This window comes from Mycolicibacterium sediminis (assembly GCF_010731735.1).
Taxonomy (GTDB): Bacteria; Actinomycetota; Actinomycetes; order Mycobacteriales; family Mycobacteriaceae; genus Mycobacterium; species Mycobacterium sediminis.
The window spans coordinates 1077378-1101476 of the sequence record NZ_AP022588.1 but is presented as its reverse complement, the minus strand read 5'-3'; the positions used below and the strand labels follow the sequence as shown (position 1 = coordinate 1101476).

The following is a 24099-nucleotide window of genomic DNA, read 5'->3' as shown; positions in this document are numbered from 1 at the left end:
GCGCCGGCCGTCAGGCCACCGGGAGTGGCGCCGGGCGCAGCTGCGAACGGTCGCCGTCGAAGCCGTTGCGCAACGCCGCTGCGACGTCATCGTGGGGAGTGCCCATCTCGACGGTGCTGACGTGGTCGAGGCGATCGAAATGGGCGTCTTCGTAATCGGTTTCGAACGCTGCCAGGTACTGCCGAAGGTGGTCGAGCGATCGCGGTCCCAGGACGGGGATCACGGCCGTGGCGGCCAGCGCGGCCCTGTGGCGGAGCCAGGCCAGAGCCACCTGCACCGCGGTGGTGCCGGTCTCGGTGGCTGTCGCCAGCACCTCGTCGACCACCGCGGTCTGGTGCGCGGTCTCCTCGGCGCGATCGCCGGCCGCGCTCAGTCGTCCCGTCTGGCCCTGCCGGTACTTGCCGGTGAGCAGCCCTCCGGCCAGGGGCGAGTAGGCCAGCACGCCCAGCCCGTGGGCCTCCGCCATCGGCAGCAGCTCACGGTCGGCGGTGCGGTCCGCGAGGCTGTACTCGGTCTCGATGCCGATCGGAACCGACAGACCGCTCGAGTCGGCGTGCACGACGGCGCCCGCGACGCGCCACGCCGGGAAGTTGGACAGTCCGCCGTGGAGGACCTTGCCGGACCTGATCAGGTGGTCGAGTCCCTCGAGGATCTCCTCGATGGGGGTGACGCCGTCGGCAAAGTGCGGCATGAAGAGGTCGACGTGGTCGGTACGCAGACGGGTCAGGCAGTCCTCCAGGGAGCGGATCATCGTCTTGCGGCCGTTGCCGGTGGTCCCGGGGCGGGGTGCGTCCTGCCGGGTGCCGCCGTACTTGGTGATCACCACGAAGTCGTCACGATCGCTGCCGAGGAGTTCGCCAAGCGTGCTCTCCGCCCGGCCGTCCTGGTAGACGTTGAACGCGTCGAAGGTCGTTCCGCCGGCGGCGACGAAGGCGTCGAACAGCGCGCGAGCGACGTCTGGATCGGCACCGGCCGCACCGAAGGCTCCCGTGCCCAGGGCGTATTCGGAGACCCGAAGTCCGGTGCGGCGTCCAAGGGTGCGGTACTTCATGGAGAGGCTCCTCGGGGCTCGGTGGTCGCGGTAGGCTGCCGACGGTACACAAAAAAAGCGAGGAGTCGCTCTCTTTATGCCAAAGGTCGCACAGTCTCATCTCGACGCGCGCCGTCAACAGATCCTGGATGCCGCGCGGACGCGGTTCGCCACCCATGGCTTCGCGCGAACGTCCCTGGCGGACATCGTGGCCGAGTCCGGGCTGTCCAACGGGGCGATCTACAGGTACTTCACCAGCAAGGACGAGATCATCGTCGCGATCTGCGACCAGGCGACGAGTCAGTGGTTCCCGGACGAACTGACTGCCGGGGCAGTCCGCGACTTCCTCGACGGCATCCGGGCGCGGGCACGCGACGACGGCCACGCGCGGTTGGTGGCCCAGGTCTACGCCGAAGCGGCCATCTCACCAGCGGTCGCGGAGATCGTCCAGCAGCGGCTCGCAAGGCTGCGGGACGACGTGGCCGCCCTCCTGCCGTCGCGTGACCGGGCGGACGCGGCACGCATCGCCGAGGCCTTCGTCGCGATGTGCGTGGGATTCAATCAGCTGCTCGCCGTGCGTGGCGACGTCGACTCGGCACCCTTCGTCGACGCGCTGATGGCCATCGTCGACGGGCCGAAGGTCACCTAGCAGGGATCGCCAGGGGGCGTGTAGTACGGCACGCCCTCCACCGTGTAGCAGGGGAGTTCGCCAGGGAACGTGGGGTATTCGGCCGAGCGGATCGCCGCGCCGGCGACCGTGGCGTCGGCCACGTCGTTGACGACGTTGGTGCAGCCACCCACCGCGTAGTGCCGGCCGTCTGCCCCCGCGCAGATGTCGGCATTGCCCGTGGGGGCCAGGGTCACCGACGCCATGGCGGCTGCGGTGGCAGCCAGCAACGTCCCCGCCAGTTTCTTCATCGCTACTCCTCGTGCGAGCCCCCGAAGCCTCGTTCGAGAACCCCGGTGTGTCATGTCGATCCGTGCTGCATCTCGCACAGTAACGCCGAGCGGTGCACGGTCGTGGCAAACGACGATTCTGGGTCGGACGCCGCTCTGGCCGCGCGAGAAGGCCCTCCCCGAGGCGATCGAGGAGGGCCCGTCTCGGCCAGGCCGGTTGCTAGACCGACGCCGTCGGTGAAACCGTTGCGGCGCGGCTCTTCTGGGCGAGGGCGACGTCGTCGGCGAGCAGGTCGATGCCGCGGGTCTCCTTCACCGTCAGCATCGTCCCGAGTCCGAGGAGCCCGACCAGGATGAGGTAGAACGCCGGCATCATCTGATTGCCGGTGTGGGCGATGAGCCACGTCAGCACGTAGGGCACGGTCCCGGCGAAGATCGCCGCGGTGACGGCGTAGACGATCGACAGGCTGGTCTGCCGGGTGCGGGTGGGGAACAGCTCGGCGACCGTTACGGCGTGCACCCCCAGGATGATCGCGAGGATGAGGCCGAGCCCGACGGTGCTCACCAGACCGGCCCAGGAGGTTCCGGAGTGCATGACGAGGAACAGGGGGTAGGAGAACACGATCAGCAGGACCGAGGCCACGATCAGCGGCAGCCTGCGTCCGACCCGGTCCGACAGCGCGCCGAACAGTGGAACGGTGATCAACGCGGCGACGGATGCGGCCGTGGAGAAGAGCGCCGCGTCCGACGTCGAGATCCCGAGTTCGATCTCCTGGTAGGTCAGCAGGTACACCAGCACGATGTAGAAGGTCACGTTCATCATGATCTCGATGCCGCTGGTCTGGAGCATCTGCCGCCAGCCGCGCGTGAACGATTCCTTGATGGGGCTCTGCGGGACCGCGTCCAGCTCGGTCAGTTCCCGGAACTCCGGGGTGTCCTCGATCTTGTTGCGGATGTAGAACCCGATCAGACCCAGGGGGGTGGCCAGCAGGAAGGGGATGCGCCATCCCCAGGAGTTCACGTCGTCCGCCGTGAGGAACGTGTTGAGCACGAGGACCGCGAGAGACGCACCCAGGAAACCGAGCAGCGACCCGACCTCGAGGAAGCTCACGCCGAAGCCGCGGCGCTTCGTCGGGGAGTACTCGGCGAGGAACGCTGCGGCGCTGCCAAATTCGCCGCCGGCGGCGAGTCCCTGGATGATGCGGGCGACGAGGAGCAGGATCGGCGCCCAGATCCCGATGCTGGCGTAGGAGGGCAGTAGACCCAGCAGCATCGTCGAGGCGGCCATCGCGAGAATGACGTAGGTCAGCGTCTTCTTCCGGCCGATGCGGTCGCCCAGCGCGCCGAAGACGAGCGCCCCGATGGGTCGGGCGCCGAACGAGATGGCGAACACGCCGAAGACCGCGAGCAGTCCGGCCGTCCTGTCCTGGTCGGGGAAGAACACGATCGACAGGGTCGACGCGAGGTAGGCGTAGATCGCCCAGTCGAACCAGTGCACGAAGACGCCGACGGATCCGGCGACGACGCTCTTGCGAATGCTCTTCTGATCTACGAAGTTCTCCGGAGCCAGCGGCCCGGGCGTCGTGTCCGTCATGTCGGTGCTCTCCGTGCTCTCATCGCGGTGACCCCTTGCCCGATGGCGCGGCGGTCGTGTGATGCCCAACACTGCGCCGTATCGTCGATCCTGTACAGCCGGTCTTTCCGAACTTTTAGATCGGTTTTGACGATGCGAGGTGGTGCGATGTCCGACTACACACTCCGACAGCTGGAGTACTTCGTCGCCGTGGCCGAGACCGGCAGCGTCACCAGGGCGGCCGCCTCGGTCCATCTCTCGCAGTCGGCGATGTCGGCGGCACTGGCCGACCTGGAGACCGCCCTGTCGGTGCAGTTGTTCGTGCGGCATCACGCCCGCGGCGTGACTTTGACGCCGGCCGGCCGCGAACTCCTCGTCGCGAGCCGTCAGCTGCTCACGTCGGCGTCGGACCTCCGCGCGGTGGCCCAGGGGCTGGGCACCTCGCTGGGCGGCACGCTGTCGGTCGGCTGTTACGCCGTCGCCGCGCCCTACCTGCTGCCCGAGCTGCTGTCGGCCGCCGCCGAGAAGCTGCCACGGCTGCACCTGCAGACGACCGAGGTCGACCTCGCCGACCTGACCGAGGGCGTCGCCAACGGCACGTTCGAACTCGGCATCGGCTACGACCTGGTCGACGAGACCAAGTTGAAGCGGTGGCCCCTGTTCACGCTGTCGCCATACGCGCTGGTGTCCGGCTCGCACCGCCTGGCGCAGCGCGACCAGCTCGACCTCGCCGAACTCGCGGACGAGCCCATGGCGCTGCTCGACCTGCCGCACAGCCGCGACTACTTCCGGCGCGTGTTCGAGGCCTCGGGCGTCGTTCCCGAGATCCGCTTCCGCTCCACGACGGTCGAGACGTGCCGGGCGCTCGTGGGGCGCGGCCTGGCGTACACGGTGCTCAACCTGCGCGCGGCGGTTCCGATGGCGCTCGACGGCCACGCCGTCGCGGCAGTCCCGATCGGTGGCGATCCGCCCGGCATCACCGTTGTCCTCTTCACCTCCGCCGCGGCGCGGCCCACCCGCCGGGCGAGCGTCGTCGCCGAGCTGTGCCGTGACCTGTTCGGTGGCTCGAGCGACCGGGCGCTGGGTCGAACGCCGACCTGACGACACGTCAGCGCGTCGATGAGCTGCGTAGATCGGTTCAACCGATGTCAGTCATCGACTTAATGCGCTGTACAGATGCACGGGGCGGCCGAATCATGGACAGCAGAGTTCACCCGCCAGCAGGAGGTCGAATTGTCCATCCAAGAGACCGAGGTGCTCGTCGTGGGCGCCGGCCAGGCCGGCATCGCGATGAGCGAGCATTTGGGCGCCCACGGCGTGCCGCACCTCGTCGTCGAACGTGACCGCATCGCCGAACGGTGGCGGTCCTGGCGCTGGGACTCGCTGGTGGCCAACGGTCCCGCCTGGCACGACCGGTTCCCCGGTCTCGACTTCGACGTCGACCCGGACGGGTTCGCCGGCAAGGAGGAGGTCGCCGACTACCTCGTCGCGTACGCCGAGAAGGTCGACGCACCGATCCGCACCGGGGTCGAGGTGCAGTCGGTGCAGAAGCTCCCCGGACGCCTCGGCTTCCGCGTCGAGACCTCGGACGGGGTCATCGACGCGCGGTACGTCGTCGCGGCGACGGGCGCGTTCCAGAAGCCGGTGATCCCCGACCTCGTCCCCACCGACGCGGGGCTGCACCAGATCCACTCCAGCGGCTACCGCAACCCGAACCAGCTGCCCGAGGGCGCGGTCCTCGTCGTCGGAGCGGGCTCGTCCGGGGTTCAGATCGCCGACGAGCTGCGTCGGTCCGGTAGGCGCACCTACCTCGCCGTCGGCCCGCACGATCGGCCGCCGCGCAGCTACCGCGGCCGCGACTTCTGCTGGTGGCTCGGGGTTCTCGGCAAGTGGGACGCCGCAGCACCCCCGCGTGGCGCCGAGCACGTCACCATCGCCGTCAGCGGAGCCCACGGCGGGCACACCGTCGACTTCCGCGACCTCGCAGCCGACGGCATCACCCTGCTGGGACGGGCGGAGTCGTTCGGCGACGGCGTACTGCACTTCGCCGACGACCTGCGCACCAACGTCGAGAACGGGGACGCCAACTACCTGTCGATGCTCGACGAGGCCGACGCCTACGTCACCCGCAACGGCCTCGACCTCCCCGAGGAGCCCGAGGCCCGCATCATCGGGCACGACCCCGAGTGCATGACCCATCCCATCCGCGAACTCGACCTCGCCGCAGCGGGAATCACGTCGGTCATCTGGGCCGTCGGCTTCTCGTTCGACTACGGCTGGTTGAAGGTCGACGCGTTCGACGAGACGGGCAAGCCCCGGCATCAGCGGGGAGTGTCCACCGAACCGGGCATCTACTTCCTCGGGCTGCCGTGGCAGTCCCGCCGCGGATCCAGCTTCATCTGGGGCGTGTGGCACGACGCGAAGTTCATCGCCGACCAGATCGCCATCCAGCGCAGCTATCTCGCGCACCACGCCCCGGCCCTCGCGTCCCACTGACCCGCCCCGCCCGAAAGGAGTTCGGCCCCAATGATCGACGCCACGCCGCCACAGGCCACGCATCGACGGATCCGTCCGTTCAACACCAAGGACACCTACCCCGAGCAGAGCCTCGACAACGACCTCTGCCAGGCGGTGGTCGCCGGGGGAGTGGTCTACCTGCGCGGGCAGATCGGACAGGACCTCGACACGCGGGAGTCGGTCGGCATCGGAGACGTCGAAGCCCAGGCCGAGAAGGCGATGAGCAACATCGCCATGCTCCTCGACGAGGCGGGCAGCAGCCTCAAGGACATCGTCAAGGTGACCGTCTACCTCGTCGACGTCCGGTACCGCGAACCGGTCTACCGCGTCATGGGCCGGTGGCTCAAGGGCGTCTACCCGGTCTCGACAGGGCTCGTCGTCGACGCCCTGGCCCGGCCGGAGTGGCTGGTCGAGATCGACGCCACCGCCGTGCTCAGCGGAGCCACCTTGTGACGATGTCCCTGGTCGTCCGCGACGGCACCGCGTTCGGGATGATCGTCGCGTCGTCGAGTCCGGCCGTCGCCTCGCGGTGCGTGCACCTGCGCGCCGGCGTCGGCGCGGTCGCCAGCCAGAACGTGACCAATCCCCACCTCGGCGTCGTCGCCCTCGACGCGCTCGCGGGTGGTGCCGACGCCCGGGCGGCCCTCGACGCCGCCACCGCGGCCGACGGCCACCCCGACCACCGGCAGCTGATCGTCGTCGACCGCACGGGCAGCGCCGCCGTCCACACCGGTCGTCACGCGCTGGGCACACACCACCACCGCACGGCCGAGAACGGCGCTGCCGCAGGCAACATGCTCCATGAGGCCGCGGTCGTCGACGCGCTGCTCGACGGATACACCGGGTCGGACTCGCCGTTCCTGGAACAGCGGCTGCTCGACGGCCTGGCCGCGGCGATCGCCGCCGGCGGGGAGGCGGGCCCGATTCGATCGGCGGGCATGCAGGTCACCGAGGACGTCCCCTGGCCCGTCACCGACCTGCGCGTCGACTGGCACGACGACCCGGTCGACGAACTCCGGCGACTGTGGTCGGTGTGGGCGCCGCAGAAGGGCGACTACCGCACCCGCGGCCTCGACCCGACCGCCGCGCCCTCCTACGGAGTACCGGGAGACCTATGAGCACCACACTCGCCGACGGCGTCCGCGATGCCGCCGGCCGCGCCACCGACACGATCCTGCGGCTGTCACACGACCTGCACGCACACCCCGAGATCGCGTGGGAGGAGGTCCGGTCCTGCGCCCGGGTCGCCGGCGACCTCGCCGACGCCGGGTTCGCGATCGAGGAGAACTACGCGGGACTGCCGACGGCCTTCGCCGCGCGCCGCGGATCCGGCCCGCTACACCTGGCGGTGTGCGCCGAGTACGACGCGCTGCCCGGCCTCGGGCACGCCTGCGGACACAACGTCATCGCCGCCATCTCGACGGGCGCGGCACTCGCGTTGGCGCCGTACGTCGACGATCTCGGCATCACCCTCTCGGTGCTGGGCACTCCGGCCGAGGAGGGTGGCGGCGGCAAGATCGAGATGCTGGACCGCGGCGGGTTCGGTGGGGTGCACGCGGCCGCCATGGTGCACCCCGGTCCGGTCGACGTGGCCCGCGCCGAGCCGTACGCCGTGTCGCACAGCCACATCCGTTACGACGGCAAGGCCGCACACGCGGCGGCGTATCCGGACAGGGGCGTCAACGCCGCCGACGCGTTCACCGTCGCTCAGGTCGCGATCGGCCTGCTGCGGCAACAGCTTCCGCACGGTGTCCGGGTGCACGGGATCATGACCAGCGGCGGCGAGGCGCCCAACGCCATCCCGCAGCGCACCGAGGGGCGCTGGTACGTGCGCGCGGGTTCCCTGGCGGAGCTGGACGGGCTGGAGCAGCGGGTCAACCGGTGCTTCGAAGCCGGCGCCTGGGCGACCGGATGCGAGTTGACGATCACCCCGGAGAGCAAGCCGTACGCGGAGTTCCGCAACGACGACGCCCTGCTCGACCTCTACGTCCGCCGTGCCGAGGAGCGGGGCCGCCGGTTCAGCACGGGGGCGGACTCCCTCATGAACCGGGCGTCGACCGACATGGGGAACGTGTCACAGCGGATCGCCGCGATCCACCCGTACATCGGCATCGACTCGCTGCCCGCCGTGAACCATCAACCGGAGTTCGCGGCCGCCGCCGTCACCGCGGCCGCCGACCGCGCGGTGGTGGACGGCGCGGCCGCACTGGCGCTGACGCTGCTGGACGCCGCGACGGACACCGGCACACGCCGCCGTCTGATCGACCCCGAAGGTGGCCCGTCATGACGTCGATCGCGATGCGCCTCGAGCACGACCTCCTCGGCGACCGCGAGGTCCCCGACTCCGTCTACTACGGGGTGCACACCGCGCGTGCCCTGGAGAACTTCCCGATCACCGGGATCCCGATCTCGCGGTATCCAGAGCTGGTCGTCGCGCTGGCCTGCGTCAAACTCGCTGCGGCGCGGGCAAACCGACGGCTAGGCCTGCTCGACGCCGAGCGTGCCGACGCCATCGTCGCGGCATGCGAGGAGATCAAGTCCGGCCGTCTGCACGACCAGTTCGTCGTGGACGTCATCCAGGGCGGCGCCGGCACCTCGACCAACATGAACGCCAACGAGGTGATCGCCAACCGCGCCCTCGAACTGCTCGGCCGCGGGCGGGGTGACTACGCGCACCTGCATCCGCTCGAACACGTCAACCTCGGACAGAGCACCAACGACGTGTATCCCACGGCCCTCAAGGTGGCGCTCCAGTTCGCGGTGCACCGACTCCAGGCCGCGATGACCGAACTGGTCGCGGCGTTCGCCGCCAAGGCCGTCGAGTTCGGCGCGCACCTGAAGATGGGGCGGACGCAGCTGCAGGACGCGGTGCCGATGACCCTCGGCCAGGAGTTCGGCAGCTACGCGGTCATGGTGGGCGAGGACGCCGACCGCCTCGGTGAGGCGGCGCTGCTGATCGCGGAGATCAACCTCGGCGGCACGGCCATCGGCACCGGTCTCAACGCGCACCACGGGTACGCCGAGGCCGCCTGCGAGGAACTGCGTGCCATCACCGAACTGCCGCTGGTGACGGCCTCCAACCTCGTCGAGGCGACCCAGGACGTCGGCTCCTTCGTCCAACTGTCGGGGGTACTCAAGCGCACCGCGGTCAAGCTGTCGAAGATCTGCAACGACCTGCGGTTGCTGTCCTCGGGGCCGCGTGCCGGTTTCGGTGAGATCAACCTGCCGCCAGTGCAGGCCGGCTCGAGCATCATGCCCGGCAAGGTCAACCCCGTGATCCCCGAGGTCGTGAACCAGGTGGCGTTCGAGGTCATCGGCAACGACATCACGATCACCATGGCGGCCGAGGCGGGACAGTTGCAACTCAACGCCTTCGAGCCGATCATCGCGCACAGCCTGTTCGAGTCCCTGGCGCACCTGACCGCGGCGTGCGACACGCTGCGCAGCCGGTGCGTCGTCGGGATCACCGCGAACGTGGCCCGCATGCAGGCCACCGTGGACCACTCGATCGGTCTGGTCACGGCGCTCAATCCGTACATCGGATACGACGCGGCGACGAAGCTCGCAGCCGACGCGCTGGACTCCGGGGCCGACATCGCGTCGCTCGTCCTCGGCCGCGGGCTGCTGACCGCCTCAGAACTCGAGACCATCCTTCAGCCCGACAATCTGACGCGGCCGCGGCACGCATCCCTCGACGCCTGAGGCACCGCCGGGTCGGTAGCGTGAGCGCCGTGGTCGACGACGGTTCGGCCGACGCCTGGCCGGGGCCACGCGCCGGTCTGAAGGATCACCTGGCGACCGCGGTGGTCCTGGGGATCGGCGTCCTGTCGATCGTCGTCGGCGGGCTCCTCGCCACCGGGGGCAACACGGCGGCATTGGTCTACTGCCTGCTGTTCGCGACGGCGATGGCGCTCGCGGCGGCCTTCGGGGTGGTGATCCGCCGTGATCGCCGCGAGCTGTCGTCGGCCGTGCGCACGGTTGCCGAGGGCACCGAGGTGCGTTGCGCTGCTGCGCCATTCGCGATCCTCGTCGCATTGACGAGCTGCTTCGGAATTCTCGGCGTGGGCGCCGCCATCCAGATCGGGGTCAGCGGCCTTTCCGCCCTACTGGGAGCCGTGGGCCTCTTCTTCGCGTCGTTCGGTGTGGCCGCGGCCATGCGGCGACTCCAGCGTGGTGGCATCACGCTGTCGGAGTCGGGAATCTCTCAGCGCGGGTGGAGCTTCGAGTCGCGGCTGGACTGGTCCGCGGTCGCCGGAATCGAGCGGGGATTCCACGGCCACCCGGTCATCATGGTGTTCGGATACGCGAACGCAGACTGGGACCGCCGCCACACAACCGTGCTGTGGCGGATCGACCGCCTGCCGCCCGCGCCCATGATCGAGGTGGACTGCCGCAGGTTCGACGTGAATCCATCCGGACTCCTGAGCTTCCTGCGGACCTATGTGGACGAACCGGATACGCGCGTCGAACTCGGGACCGAACTCGCCCTCGCCCGCGCCCGCGCCCGCCGGCGGACCGACGGCGAGTCCACGCCGGGCTGACCACCGGAGCCTCGTCCCCTTCCTGGCGTCCGACGGGAGCAGCTTCATGACCGGCGCCGAGCTGCTCGTCGACGGCGGGCAGGTCCAGATCTGATCGGGGCCGACGCCGTCAGCTGGCGACGACGTAGACCACCGATGCCAGCGCGAAGGACATGAAGCCGATGGCCGTCGCGACGACCGTCCAGGTCTTCAGCGTGGTCACGGTGTCGAAGCCGCAGAACCGGCCGATCAGCCAGAAGCCGGAGTCGTTGACGTGCGAGAACGTGATGGAGCCGGCGCAGATGCCGACGACGACCGCGGCGAGGGCGATCGCGCCGAGGTTCATCGACGTCACGGCGGGGGCCATGATCGAGCCTGCGGTCGTCGCCGCGACGGTGGCCGAACCCTGGGCGACGCGGAAGATGATCGCGATCAGGAAGCCGGAGAGCATGATTGGCAGCCCCATCGCGTCCAGACCGTCCGCCAGCGTCTGACCGATCCCGGTCTCGGTGAGGATCTTGCCGAAGGCGCCGCCCGCGCCGGTGATCAGGATGATCGAGCAGACCGGCGCCAGCGCGTCGTCGACCAGGTCCTCCAGCAGGCCGCCGACCGACTCGCCGCGTCGGCGCCGCGGCACGACGTAGAACAACAGCATCGCCAGGAGGACGGTGATGAGCAGGGCCATCGAGGTCGTGCCGATCAGACGGGACAACTGATAGGCGATGTTGTCGTCGGTCACGGCGCCGTCCGCCTCGAGCGTCGAGAACACCGTGTTGAAGAAGATCAGACCCAACGGCAACAGCAGGACGCACATGATGGTCCAGAAGCCCGGTCGCTCGTCCTCGGGATAGTCCTTCGGCTCGCCGAGCAGGTTGGGTACCGGCATGTTCGGATAGCGCTTGGCGATGAGCAAGCCCAGCCGGTAGCCGGCGAGGTACCACGTCGGTAGACCCACCAGCAGCGCCACGATGACGACCATCCCGATGTCGGCGCCCATCACCGTGGCCGCCGCGGTGGGGCCAGGATGCGGAGGGGTTAGCGCGTGCATCATCAGGAACGCGCCGATCGACGGCAGCACGTACAGCATGAACGAGCCGCCCAGGCGCCGAGCCACGGTGTAGATGATGGGCAGCATGACGATGAAGCCGGCGTCCAGGAAGATCGGGAACGCGTAGAACAGCGAGGCGACGGCGAGTGCGAGCGGCGCCCGTTTCTCTCCGAATCGCTCCAGCATCTTGTCGGCCAGTGTCTGTGCGCCGCCGGTCATCTCGACGAGACGGCCAAGTACGGCGCCGAAGCCGACGAGCAACGCCACGGTGCCGACGGTGGTGCTGAAGCCGTCGATGACCACGCTGACGACGTCGCCCATGCCGATCCCCGCCGCGAGGCCTGTCAGCACGCTGACGACGATCAGCGAGAAGAAGGCATGCAACCTGACCTTGACGATCAGGAAGAGCAGCACCGCGATCGCTACCAGTGCGATGGCGATGAGCACGGCGGTGGGCCGCTCAGCTAGGACTACGTCGTCCATGGGATTTCCCTCCGAGTTGACTGGCGTTCGAGACGGTCGGTCAGGATCCCTTCGGTGCGGGTCCGAGTTCACGCAAGAGGTCGCCCATGCGGGAGTAGGCCTTGTTCCGGTAGGCGATGACGGCGGCCTTGGTCTCGTCGTCGAAGTCGCCCGTCCACCCCTTGCCGTTCTTGGTGCCGTGACGGCCCGCGTCGACGTTGTCCACCAGGAGCTTGGGCGTGGCCATGCGCTCACCGAACTCGTTCTCCAGAGTGCGGAATCCCTTGACGTACACGTCGAGTCCGGCTTGATCGGCGATGGCGAACGGACCGAAGAAGCCGAGCCGGAAGCCGAAGGTGGTGCGCACGATGGTGTCGACGTCCTCCTTCGTGGCCACACCCTGTTCGACGATCAGCGTCGCCTCCTTCAGAAGTGCGTACTGCAGGCGGTTCAGCGCCATGCCGGGTGTGTCGGCAACTTGCGCGCCCTCACAGCCCGCCCGCACGAGGAGGTCCTTGACCGAATCGATGACGTCCTGCGTGGTGGCCTCTCCCGCGACCAGCTCCACGCCAGGGATGAAGGGCGCAGGGTTGGAGAAGTGGACGGTGAGGAACCGCTCGGGGTTCGTGACCGCATCGACCAGGACCTTGACCGGGATGGTGGAGGTGTTGGTGCCGATGATCGCGTCGGGACGAGCGCTCGCGCAGATCCGTGCCAGGACTTCCTTCTTGACGTCGGGATCCTCGAAGACGGCCTCCATCACGAAGTCGACGTCGGAGACGGCGGCGTCGAGGCTCTCGCCGGCGGTGAGGTTCCCCATGATGGTGTCCGCGCTGCCCTCGCCGAACAGGCCCTGGTCCTCGAACTCCCTGGCCTCCCGCTCGAGCCGGGTGAGGGCCTCGCGGGTGGCCTCGACGCTGACGTCGGCGATCTGGACCCGAAACCCGTTGAGGGCGAGGACCTGCGCGATGCCGCCGCCCATGTAGCCGGCGCCGACGACGGTGACGGTGTTGATCTGCTTCATGGCGATGCCCTTCGGGTTGACGGTCAGGCGAGTGCGGAGGTGAGGACCTGCTGGATGTACTCACGGTTCTCGGCGCACACGCCGAGGGAGTCGGAGCCGTAGTGCTCGCAGCAGAACGGACCGGTGAAGCCCAGATCCAGTGCCAGCCGGATCATCTGGCGGTAGTTGACGTAGCCGTACTTCAACGGCATCGGAGCGGAACTGTAGGCCCCAGTCGCCGGATCGAAGTCGCGCGAGTAGTTCTTGATGTGCCAGAAGTTCGAGTGGGGGAGCACCTCGGCGTACATCTCGCTGAAGTGCGGCACCGGCCGGTGTAGTCGAACCAGGTTGCCCAGGTCGGGGTTGAGGCCCACCGCGTCGTGATCGACGTCGCGGATGAAGCGGACCGCCTCGGCGGGGGTCCCGATGTAGGTGTCCTCGTACATCTCGAGACTCAGTTCGATCCCGTTGGTCCGGGCGTGGTCCCCCAGCTCGCGAATGCGCTCGACCGCCAGGTCACGCAGCGCCGGGTCGTCGACGTGGCCGTCGACCAACCAGAACCAGATCTGCTCGCTCTGTGCGGGAGTGATCGCCTGCATGAAGCCGGTGTTGACGATGGTCGCGCCGAAGGACGGTGCGAGGTCGATGAGGCGGTGCGCGTCGGCGAGGTTCTGCGGACCGTTGTCGACGTCGACGACCGAGTTGCGCGTCATCGAGATGGAGGAGATCGCCAATCCCTCACCGCTCAGGACGGAGCGGAACTCCTCGACGCGATCGTCGGACAGGGCGGCCAGGGGGACCCAGGCATCGGTGGGGTCGATGAAGTCGAAGCCCAACTCGCGTACCTGGCGCAGTTGCCCGGCCCACACCGTGGACGGCGCGTCCTTGATGTGGCCGCCGTCAGGTGCCCGGTTGCCGAACCCGAGCATGTTGGCCGCTATCGGCCAAGTGTGAGCCGAGTGCATGCCGCACCTCCATCGTGGTCTACGTCACATCAACATCACATAGGATATAGGCCGCACCATGAGTGGTGTCAATGCCGGGTAAGCTCTGCCCCTGATCAGCGCGTCTGTGCCGCGGCGGTGTGGCCGAGGGTCCGGCGCGTCCGTCGGGCGGCGTCGTCGCCGGATGCGGAAAGGCCGCCATGGAAGCCCACGAGGACGCGGTGCTGGTGCGCAGCACGCTCGTCGACCAGGTCTACGAGCGCCTGATGGAGTTGCTGCTGGACGGCACCCTGCAGTCCGGTGACCCGGTCAGCATCGACGGCACGGCCCGCTACCTGGGTGTCTCACCGACCCCGGTGCGCGAGGCACTCGCGCGTCTGGAGTCCACAGGCAACGTCGTCCGGACGGCCATGCGTGGCTACCGGGTTCCGGAGATGCCGGATGCCAAGGAGATCGCGGACGTCATGGATGCACGGCTGCTGATCGAGTCCCGCCTGGCAGAACTCGCATGTGCGCAGGTGGACGATCGCCTGCTGGACGCGTTGGAGAAGGCGATCGAGGAGCAGGAGGAGGCGCCGCACACCTCCGATGCGGCGGCGATCAGGAAGTACCACCGCGCGGACGAACGGTTCCACCGGCTGATCGCCGAGCACGCCGGCAATGCCGCCCTGCTCCGGGCGTACGAGGCGCTGGGTGGCCACGGCCAGCGGTTCCGCCTCTTCATCGGCGTGGGCGTGCAGGACTCCGGGCCTGCGGTCGCCGAGCACCGCGAACTCCTGGCCTCGCTACGCCGTGGTTACGGCCCCGAGGCGTACCGCATCATGCACGCGCACATCGCCGGCGTGAAGGAGCGGGCACTCGCCGAGTACGCGGAGGCCGCAGGCGGCCGACCCGCCTCGGGTGCCGCTTCGGAGCGGCTCGGTTCGCCGGTCCAAAACGGCCAATGACGGCTCGAAATCCTATAGGATCGGACGGTTCATGCAGGTGTCGATGGCGGCTCCCGTCGAGCCGTCCCTGACCGCGGCAACCATTCGAGTACGACCGAGCAGCCCTAGGACGGAACGATGACGTACCTCCTCAACTCCCCGGACGACTTCGCCGACGAGGCGGTTCGCGGCCTCGTCGCCTCGCATCCCGATCTCCTCGTCCGGGTGCCCGGCGGCGTCGCTCGCTCGACCGAGACCCCTCCCGGCCAACCCGCCCTCGTGATCGGCGGAGGGTCCGGGCACTACCCGGCCTTCGCCGGGTGGGTCGGTCCCGGCATGGGCCACGGTGCGCCGTGCGGCAACGTGTTCTCCTCGCCGTCCGCCTCCGAGGTGTACTCGGTGGTGCGCAACGCCGAGAACGGCGGTGGCGTCATCCTGGGTTTCGGCAACTACGCCGGGGACGTGCTGCACTTCGGTCTGGCTGCCGAGAAGTTGCGTCACGAGGGAATCGACGTCCGCATCGTCACCGTCAGCGACGACATCGCGTCGAACGGGCCGGAGAACCATCGGGACCGCCGCGGCGTCGCCGGTGACCTCCCGGTGTTCAAGATCGCAGGCGCGGCCATAGAGGCCGGCGCAGACCTCGACGAGGCCGAGCGCCTGGCATGGAAGGCGAACGACGCCACCCGCTCGTTCGGTGTGGCGTTCGACGGGTGCACCCTGCCCGGCGCGGAGGCGCCACTCTTCCACGTCGAGAAGGGCCGCATGGGCGTCGGTCTCGGCATCCACGGCGAGCCGGGCGTCCGGGACGACGACATCGGCAGCGCCGCCGACATCGCCGATCTGCTGCTCGATGAACTCCTCACCGAGGAGCCGCCCCGCGGCGAGAACGGGTACGAGGGGCGCGTCGCCGTGGTCCTGAACGGCCTCGGCACGGTCAAGTACGAAGAACTCTTCGTCGTCTACGGGCGCATCGACGAACGTCTGAAGGCAAACGGGCTCACCGCCGTTCGTCCCGAGGTCGGCGAATTCGTCACCAGCCTGGACATGGCGGGCCTGTCGCTGACCCTGGTGTTCCTCGACGACGAACTCGAGCGGCTGTGGCTGGCGCCGGTGGAGACACCGGCATACCGGCGCGGCGCGATGCCTGCGGTGGACCGTGCCCCGAGGACCCGCACGTGGGACGCGGCCGAGGCGGAGATCCCCCAGTCGAGCGAGGAATCGCGACACTGCGCGGACAACGTCGTCGCGGTGCTCGACACCTTCGAGAACGTATGCGTCGAGAACGAGGCCGAACTCGGACGCCTCGACGCGGTCGCCGGCGACGGCGATCACGGACAGGGCATGACGTTCGGGTCACGTGGCGCAGCGCGTGCGGCCCGCGCCGCGGTGGATCGGGGCGCGGGCGCGCGGACCACCCTGCTGCTGGCGGGTCAGGCGTGGGCCGACGCGGCCGGAGGCACGTCGGGTGCGCTGTGGGGGGCGGCTCTGACGAGCGCGGGCGGAGTCTTCTCCGACACCGATCCGGCCGGCGACCAGCACGTGGTGGACGCGATCAGCGCCGGGATCGACGCCGTCATCCGTCTCGGTGGTGCCCAGCCCGGTGACAAGACGATGGTCGACGCCGCCGTTCCGTTCCGCGACGCGCTGCACGAGGCCTTTGATGGGACGGCGGGTCCCGCGATCACGACCGCAGCCCGCGTGGCCCGCGCCGCCGCCGACGAGACCGCGGACATCGCGGCACGTTTGGGCCGATCGCGGGTACTCGGTGAGAAGAGCGTCGGCACACCCGATCCCGGCGCACTGTCGTTCTCGCTGCTGATGGCAGCGCTCGGCGAGCACGTGACCACCTGACGAGAACCCACCCGAAGGAGCTAGGCATGACACTGAGGATCGTGGTCGGCGGCGACAACGCCGGATTCAACTACAAGGAGGCCCTGCGGAAGGACCTCGAAGCCGACGAGCGAGTGGAGGTCGTGGCGGACGTCGGCGTCCAGGACCCGCAGGACCAGACGTACTACCCGAACGTCGCCGTCGCCGCCGCCGAGAAGGTCGCCAGGGGTGAAGCGGACCGGGCACTGCTGATCTGCGGCACCGGCCTCGGGGTGGCCATCGCCGCGAACAAGGTCAAGGGGATACGCGCGGTCACCGCGCACGACTCGTACTCCGTCCAGCGCTCCGTGCTGTCGAACAACGCGCAGGTGCTGTGCATGGGCGAGAGGGTCGTGGGCCTGGAACTGGCGCGGGTGTTGGTCAAGGAGTGGCTCGGGGTGCAGTTCGACCCGCAGTCCTCCTCCGCGGCCAAGGTAGACGCCATCTGCGCGTACGAAAGTGACTGACCAGGGGCAGGCCAGTGGGGGCCCGTTGTGGATCGGCACCAGCTGGAAGATGACCAAGGGGATCGCCGAGGCACGAGCTTTCGCCCGCGGCCTGTCCGACCACGTCCGGCGCCACGGCACCGCACGCGTGCGTCCCTTCGTCATCCCGTCGTTCACCGCGCTGGCCGCCACCCGCGAGGAATTGGGCCCCGATTCGCCGGTCCTGCTGGGTGTGCAGAACGCGCACTGGGAGGACGAGGGCGCCTGGACCGGTGAGGTATCGGTGCCGCAGGCCAAGGACGCCGGCGCCCAGCTCGTCGAGATCGGGCACTCCGAGCGTCGCGAACACTTCAACGAGACCACCGAGACGACCCGCCTCAAGGTCGCCGCGGTGCTGGCCCATGGACTCGTCCCGCTGCTGTGCATCGGGGAGAGCGCGGAGGTCAAACGCTCCGGTGACTCCTCGCGGTTCATCCTGGAGCAGGCGGCCGGTGCGCTCGACGGGCTCACCGTGGAGCAGGTGACGCGCGTCCTCATCGCCTACGAACCCATCTGGGCCATCGGCGACAAGGGACGCCCCGCGACGGTCGACGAACTGCGGGAGCCGTTCGCCGACCTGGGACGCGAATACGGCGCTCGGACAGGCGGTTTGCTGTACGGCGGTTCGGTCGGCCCCGACAACGCCGAGGACCTGCTCGGCATCGAGCAGGTCACCGGGTTGTTCATCGGACGGGCGGCGTGGCAGCTGCCGGGCTATCTGCGGATCCTCGAGATGACCGCGGCGCATCCCAAGGCCCGCGGGGTCGGGTCTCGCTGACGCGGTCGGTCCCGATCGGCTAGCGACGAAGACCGTCGTGTGTCCGCGTGATCCGATCGACGACGTCGAGCAATCCCTCGTCGGCCTCCTCCGACAGCGGGTGGCCACCCGCGGCGCGGTTCAGGGCGTTGTAGTAGAGGCCGTCACCCATCAGCTTCACCGCGCGCGCCACGTCGATGTCCCCCAGGGCCTCGTGCAGGATCCCCAGCCACGTGTCCGATGCGACCTCGATGGCGTCGCGCGCCCGGACGTCCCCGGACTGGCGCAACCTCGAGGTCGCCACCAGGGCGCGGTCCAGGGGTGTGTCCGCGTACTGCGACGAGCGGACGTAGTAGCGCGCAGGCCCCTCCGTCGCGGTGCGCATCGCCTGCGCGTCCTCGGCGGCCAGGGCCGTCAGGCGCTCGCAGAGCCCGGCGGCCAACCGATCCTTCGACGGGAAGTGGTACAGCAGTCCGCCCTTGGACACGTCCGCACGGGCCGCCACCGCATCCAACGTGGCCTGCCGCTCCCCCTCGGTGATGAGGAGGTCCGCGTACGCGTCGAGGATGCGGTCGCGCGATGAGGTCACGGGGCCACCCTAGTCAGCTCGGCCAGCCGATGTGTACCGTCTGGACGGTCTAGCTCGTCGTGACGGGCGACGCCGCGTGGAGGAGGACGATGGGCACCTACCGGGACCTGCTGCGGGTACCCGGTGTGCTGAACGTGACGGCGTCACAACTCTGCGCGCGTCTGCCGCTGGGCATCCTGTCGCTGGCGATCCTGCTGCACGTGCAGGGCACGTCGAACTCCTACGCGCTGGCCGGCACGGTGGTCGCGAGTGTCGGCGTGGGTGAGGCCGTCGCGATGCCGGTGACGGCGCGCCTCGCCGCGCGCGTGGGCGTCGCGCGGACGCTGACGGCCGCAGCCGTCGTGCACGCGACGGGAACGGTGGCGCTGATCTTCGCGGGGTCGTCCGCGGTGCTGCTGATGGGCCTGGGACTGGTCACCGGCGCATCCATGCCGCCGCTCATGCCGATCGTCCGTGCGCTGTACCCGCGGATGGTGGCCGACGACGAGGTGCGCACCCTGTTCGCCCTCGACACCACCGCGCAGGAGTTGATCTGGGTCGTCGGCCCCGTCGCGGCCACCGTCCTCGCGTCGGCCGTGTCCACGGCGGCTCCCCTCGTCCTCTGTGCGGCGGTCACGCTCGTGGGCACGTCGTGGTTCCTGGTCGGCTCACGACGCCTGCACGCCGCGAAGACCCCCAACCGGACGAGGTTCGGCCGCGTCCTGCTGCACCGGGCGGTGGTGCTCGCGATGGTGGCGAGCCTGGCGCTCGTCGCATCCTTCACGGCACTGGAGGTCGGGATCATCGCGGCGCTCGGCGGCAACGGCGTGCTCGCAGGTGCTGCCATCGCCGCGGCGAGCGTCGGTTCCCTCGTCGGCGGACTGCTGCTCGGGCACCGCCGGCTTGGGCTCACCGGTGTCGTCGCGTCGCTCGCCGCGGTCGCCGTGGGCGTCGCGCTGTACGGCGCTCTGGACAGCCTCCCGCTCCAGTTCGCGGCGCTGCTGGTCTCGGGGTTGGGCTTCGCGCCGGCGATGTCGGCGCTGCACCTGATGGTCTCCCGCGAGATCGCCCCACACGTCGCCACTGAGGCGTTCGGCTGGCTCAGCAGCGCCGCGATCGTCGGAGGTGCCGTCGGGACCGCTCTCGCGGGCGTCGCGACCGACGCGTACGGGCCGCACGGCGCCGTCCTCGTCTCGATCGCGATGTCGCTGCTCGCCGCGGTGAGCCCGGTCGCCGCCCGGGCGTTCGGTCCGCTGCCGGGGCTCGCCCGGGTCCATCGTCCGCTCCCCGTGGGGTGACGGCGCGCCGGTCGGCTGTCGGTCACCTGTGCGTCTGCGCCGGTGTGTTTCAGGTAACACCGATGCGGTAATCCGCTGGCGCAGGGCGGGCATGGAACCGTCGCGGTCGGAGCCGGAGGAGGGCGCAGGGTGGCGGAACGCGGTGCGGAGCCCCGAGTCCCTCGGGGGCGTCGACTGTTCCTTCGTGCGGTGCGCGGGCTGTTCAAGCCACTTCAGCCCGACGACTACCTCGAGATGATCAACCCGCTGTGGACCACCAAGGAGCTGCGCGGCACCGTCGAACGCGTCGAGCCCCAGGGGTCCGAGGCGGTCAGCGTCCTGATCCGCCCCAGCTACGAGTGGGAGGGCCACGAACCGGGCCAGTACGTGCGGCTCGGATTGGTGATCGACGGGCGGTTCCATTGGCGGGCGTACTCTCTGACGTCCGATCCTCGGCCCGAGGACGGCCTGATCAGCGTCACGCCCAAGCGCGTGGACAGCGGCGTGGTCTCGCCGTACTTGGTCGGGGAGATCCAGCCCGGCGAGGTGGTGCGTCTCGGCGACATCGAGGGCGTGTTCACACTGCCCGACCCGCTGCCGGAGAAGATGCTGTTCATCAGTGCCGGCAGCGGCATCACGCCGATCATCAGCATGCTGCGGAGCCTCGACCATCGAGACGCGCTGGACGACGTCGTCATCGTCCACTCCGCGCGCACCAGGGAGCAGACCATGTTCCTGACCGACCTCGAGGACATCGAGAGCCGCCACGAGGGCGTGCGCCTCGATCTCCGCCTGACCGCCGACCGCGGCCGCATGTCGGCCGAGGACCTGGACGAGGTGTGCCCGGACTGGCGCGACCGGGAGGCGTTCTGTTCTGGCCCAGGCGATCTGCTCGACTCGATGATCGACCGGTGGGAGGCCGACGGTGACCCCGACCGGCTGCACTTCGAGCGGTTCCAGCCCAAGATCGGCGGTGACGCGGGGGAGGGCGAGGGCGGCTCCGTCGAGTTCCTCGACAGTGATGCCACCGTGGAGTGCGACGGCGGCACGCCGATCCTGGACGCGGGCGAGGAAGCAGGGCTGGAACTCGCCTTCGGCTGCCGGATCGGCATCTGCCACACCTGCGTCGGCACGCTGAAGTCCGGCCGGGTACGCGACCTCCGTTCTGGCGACGTCACCGAGCCGATCGACCAGGACGTCCGTATCTGCATCCACGCCGCAGAGGGCGACGTGAAGATCGAATTGTGAAGGAGGGGAACCCATGACAGCCACCGTGGAGAGCCCGCTCGCGCGGCTGAGCGAGCAGGACCTGGAGAAGCTGGCGAAGGAATTCGACGCCATCCACGACGAGGTGTTCGCCGAACTCGGCGACCGCGATCGGCACTACATCAAGACGGTGATCTCGGTGCAGCGCCAGATCATCGTCGCCGGCCGGGTGCTGCTGCTCGCGTCGCGGTCGAGGACGGCCTGGGGTCTGGGGACGGCCTGCCTCAGCATGGCCAAGATCCTCGAGAACATGGAGCTGGGCCACAACATCCTGCACGGCCAATGGGATTGGATGAACGACCCCGACGTGCACTCCTCGGTGTGGGACTGGGACACGGCGTCGACCGCCAAGTCGTGGAAGCACTCGCATAACTTCGTCCACCACACGTACACCAACATCCGCGGCAAGGACCGCGATCTCGGCTACGAGATCATGCGCATCGACCCCAACCAGCCGTGGCACCCGGTCTGGCTGGCGCAACCGCTCTTCAACTTCCTGCTGACGCTGCTCTTCGAGTGGGGTGTCGCGGTGCACGACATCGACTTTCGCGCCGCTCAGCGCGGTGAGAAGCCGTGGTCGGAGGTGCGCAAGGAGTTCAAGGGGATCACCGGCAAGGCACGTCAGCAGATCAAGAAGGACTACCTCGGCTGGCCGGCCGTCAGCGCAGGCGCGTTCGCGCTGGCTCAGCTCGCGCTGCGCGGTCGGCTCGACGAGCCAACGGGCTCGCGGCTGGGACGTCGGCTGCGAAAGGTGTCCGCGGGCGGTCGGGTCGGGGCGGCGGCGAACTTCGCCGACCGCTTCCTGCCGGGGGTCGAATCGACCTTCCTGCGCACCCTGGCCGCCGACGCGGTGGCCAACGTCATCCGCAACGTGTGGGCGCACGCCATCATCTTCTGCGGGCACTTCCCGGATCAGACCTACACCTTCAGCGAGGCGGACGTCGAGGACGAGACCCGCGGCGGCTGGTACGTCCGGCAGCTCGTCGGCGCGGCGAACATCGAGGGCAGCCCGCTGTTCCACGTGATCAGCGGCAACCTCGGTTACCAGGTGGAGCACCACCTGTACCCCGACATGCCCAGCAGCCGCTACTCGGAGATCGCGCCGAAGATCAAGGACATCTGCGAGCGCTACGAGCTGCCCTACAACTCGGGCAGGTTCGGCAAGCAGTGGTTCACCGTGCACCGCACCATCTTTCGGCTGGCCTTCCCCGGCGGGACGCCGCGGCCGAAGCCCGGCCCCTACCGCAGCCCGGCCCGCAACCCCGGCCCCGAGGGGACCAGCGAGGCCAGCCGGTTCCGCGAGCGGGTTCCCGCCGAGCACCCCGACGCCGGCCCGGAGCACGGGTCCGGTGGCGTGGAGGTCCAGCCGCCGCCGCGGGGTAGGGACTGAGCCGGCTGTGATCCCGCCAGTACCGGGCGTGATCGCGGGGTTCGCGAGACAGAGGCGTATCTCTCGTTGAGGCTTGTCGGATGACCTCCACGCAATACACCGCTCTCGTGCGAATCTTCGCGGCACTGCGATTCGCCACTGGCGCCGCAGCATGGTTGGCCCCCCGCAGGACGGGACGGCTGATGGGCCTGAGTACGGGGCGGGATCAACCGATGACCACTCAGCTGTTCGGATCCCGTGAGTTGACCCTGGCAGTGGCCATCACCGAGACGACCTCGCCGCGCCTGCGTACCCGGGCGCTGCAGCTCGGCCTGCTCACGGACGTCCTCGACGTGATGGCGGCGGTACGCGGCAGGCGCGCGCAGACGCTGTCCGCCACGGGCGCGATCGTCGCGGGGGGCGGTGCAGCCTTGTTCGCCGGCCTCGGCGTCGCGGCATTGACCGCGCGGGACGACTCGACCATCGAGCCAGGGTGAGCCGCTGCGGAACCACGCGCGCACGCCGATGCCATGATCTAGTGGCGGAGGAGGCGGGGGGACTGACATGTCATCTGAGCGAGTAGCGACCGTCGGACGACCGTCGCCTGGTCACGTCGCGGCCTGCGTCACGGCAGCGGCGGGCCTCGGGGTCATGGGCTACACACTGGCGTTCGCCGTGACCACCGCCTCGGCGCTGTCGCCGCTCGAGGTGATCGGCGTGTCGGCGTCCCTGCTCGCGTTCTGGGCGCCGGCGACGTGTTGGTCGTGGTGGGGCTTCGCCCCCGGGGTGCTCGTCGTCGGTGTGCTGGTGGCGATCCTCACCCACCGCCATCCGCTACCCGACCGAGGTCCGCGATGGCGACGAGTGGGCACGATCTGCTCGATCGTCGTGCTCGTCTACGGCGGGTGGACGCTGATCGTCGGGATCCTGATCCTGGTGGGGTCGATCACGTCGGCGACGTGACACGACTGCGCGGCGCACAATGGCGTCGTGCCCGGTCGCATCTGGCAGACGACGCCGCAGCGCAGCGTCGAACGAGAGTGCCAAGGTCGTGGCCGCATCCCGTTCGCCGAGGCCTGCTGCCGGATGCTCGATGGCGACGACTCAGATCCCGGCTTGATCGTCGCTCTCGGCGGTCCACCGGGGCAGGCGCTCATCGACCGCGGCCTGCCACCGCATCTCCGGTACTGGTTGCGCGTGTGGGCGGCTCGCGGGTTGTTCTGGGCGTGGGACGACCTCGCACTTCCTCAGCTGATCGAGGCCGGGGAGGACGAGCACTGGCGGGTGCGGGAATGGGTCGGCAAGATCGCCGGCAGGTATGCGCTCCCTCGTACGCGCGAGGTACTCGAACGGTTGGTCCATGACGACGTACCGCGTGTACGAACAGCCGCCGTCCGGGCACTGGGCGTGCTTGGGGACGATTGACCGGTAGGCGCCACGACGGCGGCCCTACGCGAAGATGCGCGTCACGGTCGTCGAATCGCGCCGGTGCCCACGATTCACCGCCACGAGGCGCAGATCCCGATAGGGCTCAAGCGGCCACCCAGCCCGCCCCACGAGACTGCGACGAGGGTCGTGATCCGTC

Annotated in this window: 25 protein-coding genes; 18 read left to right on the top strand and 7 right to left on the bottom strand. The window is 69.3% G+C overall.

Features of this window, described 5'->3' with window-relative positions; all coding sequences use genetic code 11:
• Window positions 1-10: 10 nt before the first annotated feature.
• The gene (locus G6N64_RS05455) at window positions 11-1051 is read right to left on the bottom strand and encodes an aldo/keto reductase (RefSeq protein ID WP_163795962.1); all 1041 of its coding nucleotides are present in this window, start codon (window positions 1049-1051) and stop codon (window positions 11-13) included.
• 76 nt (window positions 1052-1127) lie between these two features.
• Here G6N64_RS05455 and G6N64_RS05450 point away from each other — a divergent pair, with 76 nt between their 5' ends.
• Complete coding sequence (locus tag G6N64_RS05450) at window positions 1128-1679, top strand: TetR/AcrR family transcriptional regulator (protein WP_163795961.1); 552 nt, start codon at window positions 1128-1130, stop codon at window positions 1677-1679.
• Here the strand turns inward: G6N64_RS05450 and G6N64_RS05445 are convergent.
• Complete coding sequence (locus tag G6N64_RS05445) at window positions 1676-1948, bottom strand: hypothetical protein (RefSeq protein ID WP_163795960.1); 273 nt, start codon at window positions 1946-1948, stop codon at window positions 1676-1678. The genes G6N64_RS05450 and G6N64_RS05445 overlap by 4 nt on opposite strands.
• 199 nt (window positions 1949-2147) lie before the next feature.
• Entirely contained in the window at window positions 2148-3521 is a 1374-nt protein-coding gene (locus G6N64_RS05440) for an MFS transporter (protein WP_163795959.1), read from the bottom strand.
• Between the two features lie 147 nt (window positions 3522-3668).
• Here G6N64_RS05440 and G6N64_RS05435 point away from each other — a divergent pair, with 147 nt between their 5' ends.
• From G6N64_RS05435 to G6N64_RS05405, 7 genes are all read left to right on the top strand, one after another.
• Window positions 3669-4601: a LysR substrate-binding domain-containing protein gene (locus G6N64_RS05435; RefSeq protein WP_163795958.1), complete on the top strand. Its 933-nt coding sequence runs from the start codon at window positions 3669-3671 to the stop codon at window positions 4599-4601.
• Window positions 4602-4733: 132 nt separating this feature from the next.
• Window positions 4734-5996 carry a flavin-containing monooxygenase gene (locus tag G6N64_RS05430; RefSeq protein ID WP_163795957.1) on the top strand — a complete coding sequence of 421 codons (1263 nt, stop codon included), beginning with the start codon at window positions 4734-4736 and terminating at the stop codon, window positions 5994-5996.
• 30 nt (window positions 5997-6026) lie between these two features.
• Window positions 6027-6470: a RidA family protein gene (locus tag G6N64_RS05425; protein ID WP_163795956.1), complete on the top strand. Its 444-nt coding sequence runs from the start codon at window positions 6027-6029 to the stop codon at window positions 6468-6470.
• A complete protein-coding gene (locus tag G6N64_RS05420) occupies window positions 6467-7135 on the top strand; it encodes a DUF1028 domain-containing protein (RefSeq protein WP_163795955.1) in 669 nt (222 codons plus the stop codon). The genes G6N64_RS05425 and G6N64_RS05420 overlap by 4 nt, the downstream gene beginning before the upstream one ends.
• The gene (locus tag G6N64_RS05415) at window positions 7132-8304 is read left to right on the top strand and encodes a M20 family metallopeptidase (RefSeq protein ID WP_163795954.1); all 1173 of its coding nucleotides are present in this window, start codon (window positions 7132-7134) and stop codon (window positions 8302-8304) included. Before G6N64_RS05420 ends, G6N64_RS05415 begins: the two co-directional genes overlap by 4 nt.
• Window positions 8301-9719, top strand: coding sequence for an aspartate ammonia-lyase (locus tag G6N64_RS05410; protein WP_163795953.1), 1419 nt, complete (start codon window positions 8301-8303; stop codon window positions 9717-9719). Before G6N64_RS05415 ends, G6N64_RS05410 begins: the two co-directional genes overlap by 4 nt.
• Window positions 9720-9748: 29 nt before the next feature.
• Window positions 9749-10558: a hypothetical protein gene (locus G6N64_RS05405; RefSeq protein ID WP_163795952.1), complete on the top strand. Its 810-nt coding sequence runs from the start codon at window positions 9749-9751 to the stop codon at window positions 10556-10558.
• Between the two features lie 109 nt (window positions 10559-10667).
• Here the strand turns inward: G6N64_RS05405 and G6N64_RS05395 are convergent, their stop codons facing one another.
• From G6N64_RS05395 to G6N64_RS05385, 3 genes are read right to left on the bottom strand one after another with little or no spacing between them, the layout of a single operon-like run.
• On the bottom strand, window positions 10668-12068 hold the full coding sequence (locus G6N64_RS05395) for a GntP family permease (protein WP_163795951.1): 1401 nt from the start codon (window positions 12066-12068) through the stop codon (window positions 10668-10670).
• 40 nt (window positions 12069-12108) lie between these two features.
• Window positions 12109-13071 carry a 3-hydroxyacyl-CoA dehydrogenase family protein gene (locus G6N64_RS05390; RefSeq protein ID WP_163795950.1) on the bottom strand — a complete coding sequence of 321 codons (963 nt, stop codon included), beginning with the start codon at window positions 13069-13071 and terminating at the stop codon, window positions 12109-12111.
• A gap of 23 nt (window positions 13072-13094) precedes the next feature.
• On the bottom strand, window positions 13095-14015 hold the full coding sequence (locus G6N64_RS05385) for a sugar phosphate isomerase/epimerase family protein (protein WP_163795949.1): 921 nt from the start codon (window positions 14013-14015) through the stop codon (window positions 13095-13097).
• A 119-nt stretch (window positions 14016-14134) separates the two neighbouring features.
• Here G6N64_RS05385 and G6N64_RS05380 point away from each other — a divergent pair, with 119 nt between their 5' ends.
• From G6N64_RS05380 to G6N64_RS05365, 4 genes are all read left to right on the top strand, one after another.
• Window positions 14135-14941: a GntR family transcriptional regulator gene (locus G6N64_RS05380; RefSeq protein WP_246230961.1), complete on the top strand. Its 807-nt coding sequence runs from the start codon at window positions 14135-14137 to the stop codon at window positions 14939-14941.
• A gap of 117 nt (window positions 14942-15058) precedes the next feature.
• Window positions 15059-16774, top strand: a complete 1716-nt coding sequence (gene lerK, locus G6N64_RS05375) for an L-erythrulose 1-kinase (RefSeq protein ID WP_163795948.1) — start codon at window positions 15059-15061, stop codon at window positions 16772-16774.
• 26 nt (window positions 16775-16800) lie between these two features.
• On the top strand, window positions 16801-17259 hold the full coding sequence (locus G6N64_RS05370; protein WP_163795947.1) for a ribose-5-phosphate isomerase: 459 nt from the start codon (window positions 16801-16803) through the stop codon (window positions 17257-17259).
• A complete protein-coding gene (locus G6N64_RS05365) occupies window positions 17252-18055 on the top strand; it encodes a triose-phosphate isomerase (protein ID WP_264002179.1) in 804 nt (267 codons plus the stop codon). The genes G6N64_RS05370 and G6N64_RS05365 overlap by 8 nt, the downstream gene beginning before the upstream one ends.
• A gap of 19 nt (window positions 18056-18074) precedes the next feature.
• Here G6N64_RS05365 and G6N64_RS05360 read toward each other — a convergent pair whose 3' ends face one another.
• A complete protein-coding gene (locus G6N64_RS05360; protein WP_163795946.1) occupies window positions 18075-18623 on the bottom strand; it encodes a TetR/AcrR family transcriptional regulator in 549 nt (182 codons plus the stop codon).
• A 59-nt stretch (window positions 18624-18682) separates the two neighbouring features.
• Here G6N64_RS05360 and G6N64_RS05355 point away from each other — a divergent pair, with 59 nt between their 5' ends.
• The 6 genes from G6N64_RS05355 to G6N64_RS05330 all read left to right on the top strand — a co-directional run bounded on the left by G6N64_RS05355 (window position 18683) and on the right by G6N64_RS05330 (window position 23939).
• Entirely contained in the window at window positions 18683-19900 is a 1218-nt protein-coding gene (locus tag G6N64_RS05355) for an MFS transporter (RefSeq protein ID WP_264002178.1), read from the top strand.
• Between the two features lie 129 nt (window positions 19901-20029).
• Complete coding sequence (locus G6N64_RS05350) at window positions 20030-21127, top strand: ferredoxin reductase (protein WP_163795944.1); 1098 nt, start codon at window positions 20030-20032, stop codon at window positions 21125-21127.
• 13 nt (window positions 21128-21140) lie between these two features.
• Window positions 21141-22535, top strand: a complete 1395-nt coding sequence (locus G6N64_RS05345) for a fatty acid desaturase family protein (protein WP_163795943.1) — start codon at window positions 21141-21143, stop codon at window positions 22533-22535.
• 212 nt (window positions 22536-22747) lie between these two features.
• Entirely contained in the window at window positions 22748-23011 is a 264-nt protein-coding gene (locus tag G6N64_RS05340) for a hypothetical protein (RefSeq protein ID WP_246230959.1), read from the top strand.
• A gap of 67 nt (window positions 23012-23078) precedes the next feature.
• Window positions 23079-23477 (top strand): hypothetical protein, encoded by a 399-nt coding sequence (locus tag G6N64_RS05335; protein ID WP_163795941.1) that lies wholly within the window; start codon window positions 23079-23081, stop codon window positions 23475-23477.
• Between the two features lie 27 nt (window positions 23478-23504).
• Window positions 23505-23939 (top strand): HEAT repeat domain-containing protein, encoded by a 435-nt coding sequence (locus G6N64_RS05330; RefSeq protein WP_163795940.1) that lies wholly within the window; start codon window positions 23505-23507, stop codon window positions 23937-23939.
• Window positions 23940-24099 lie beyond the last annotated feature (160 nt).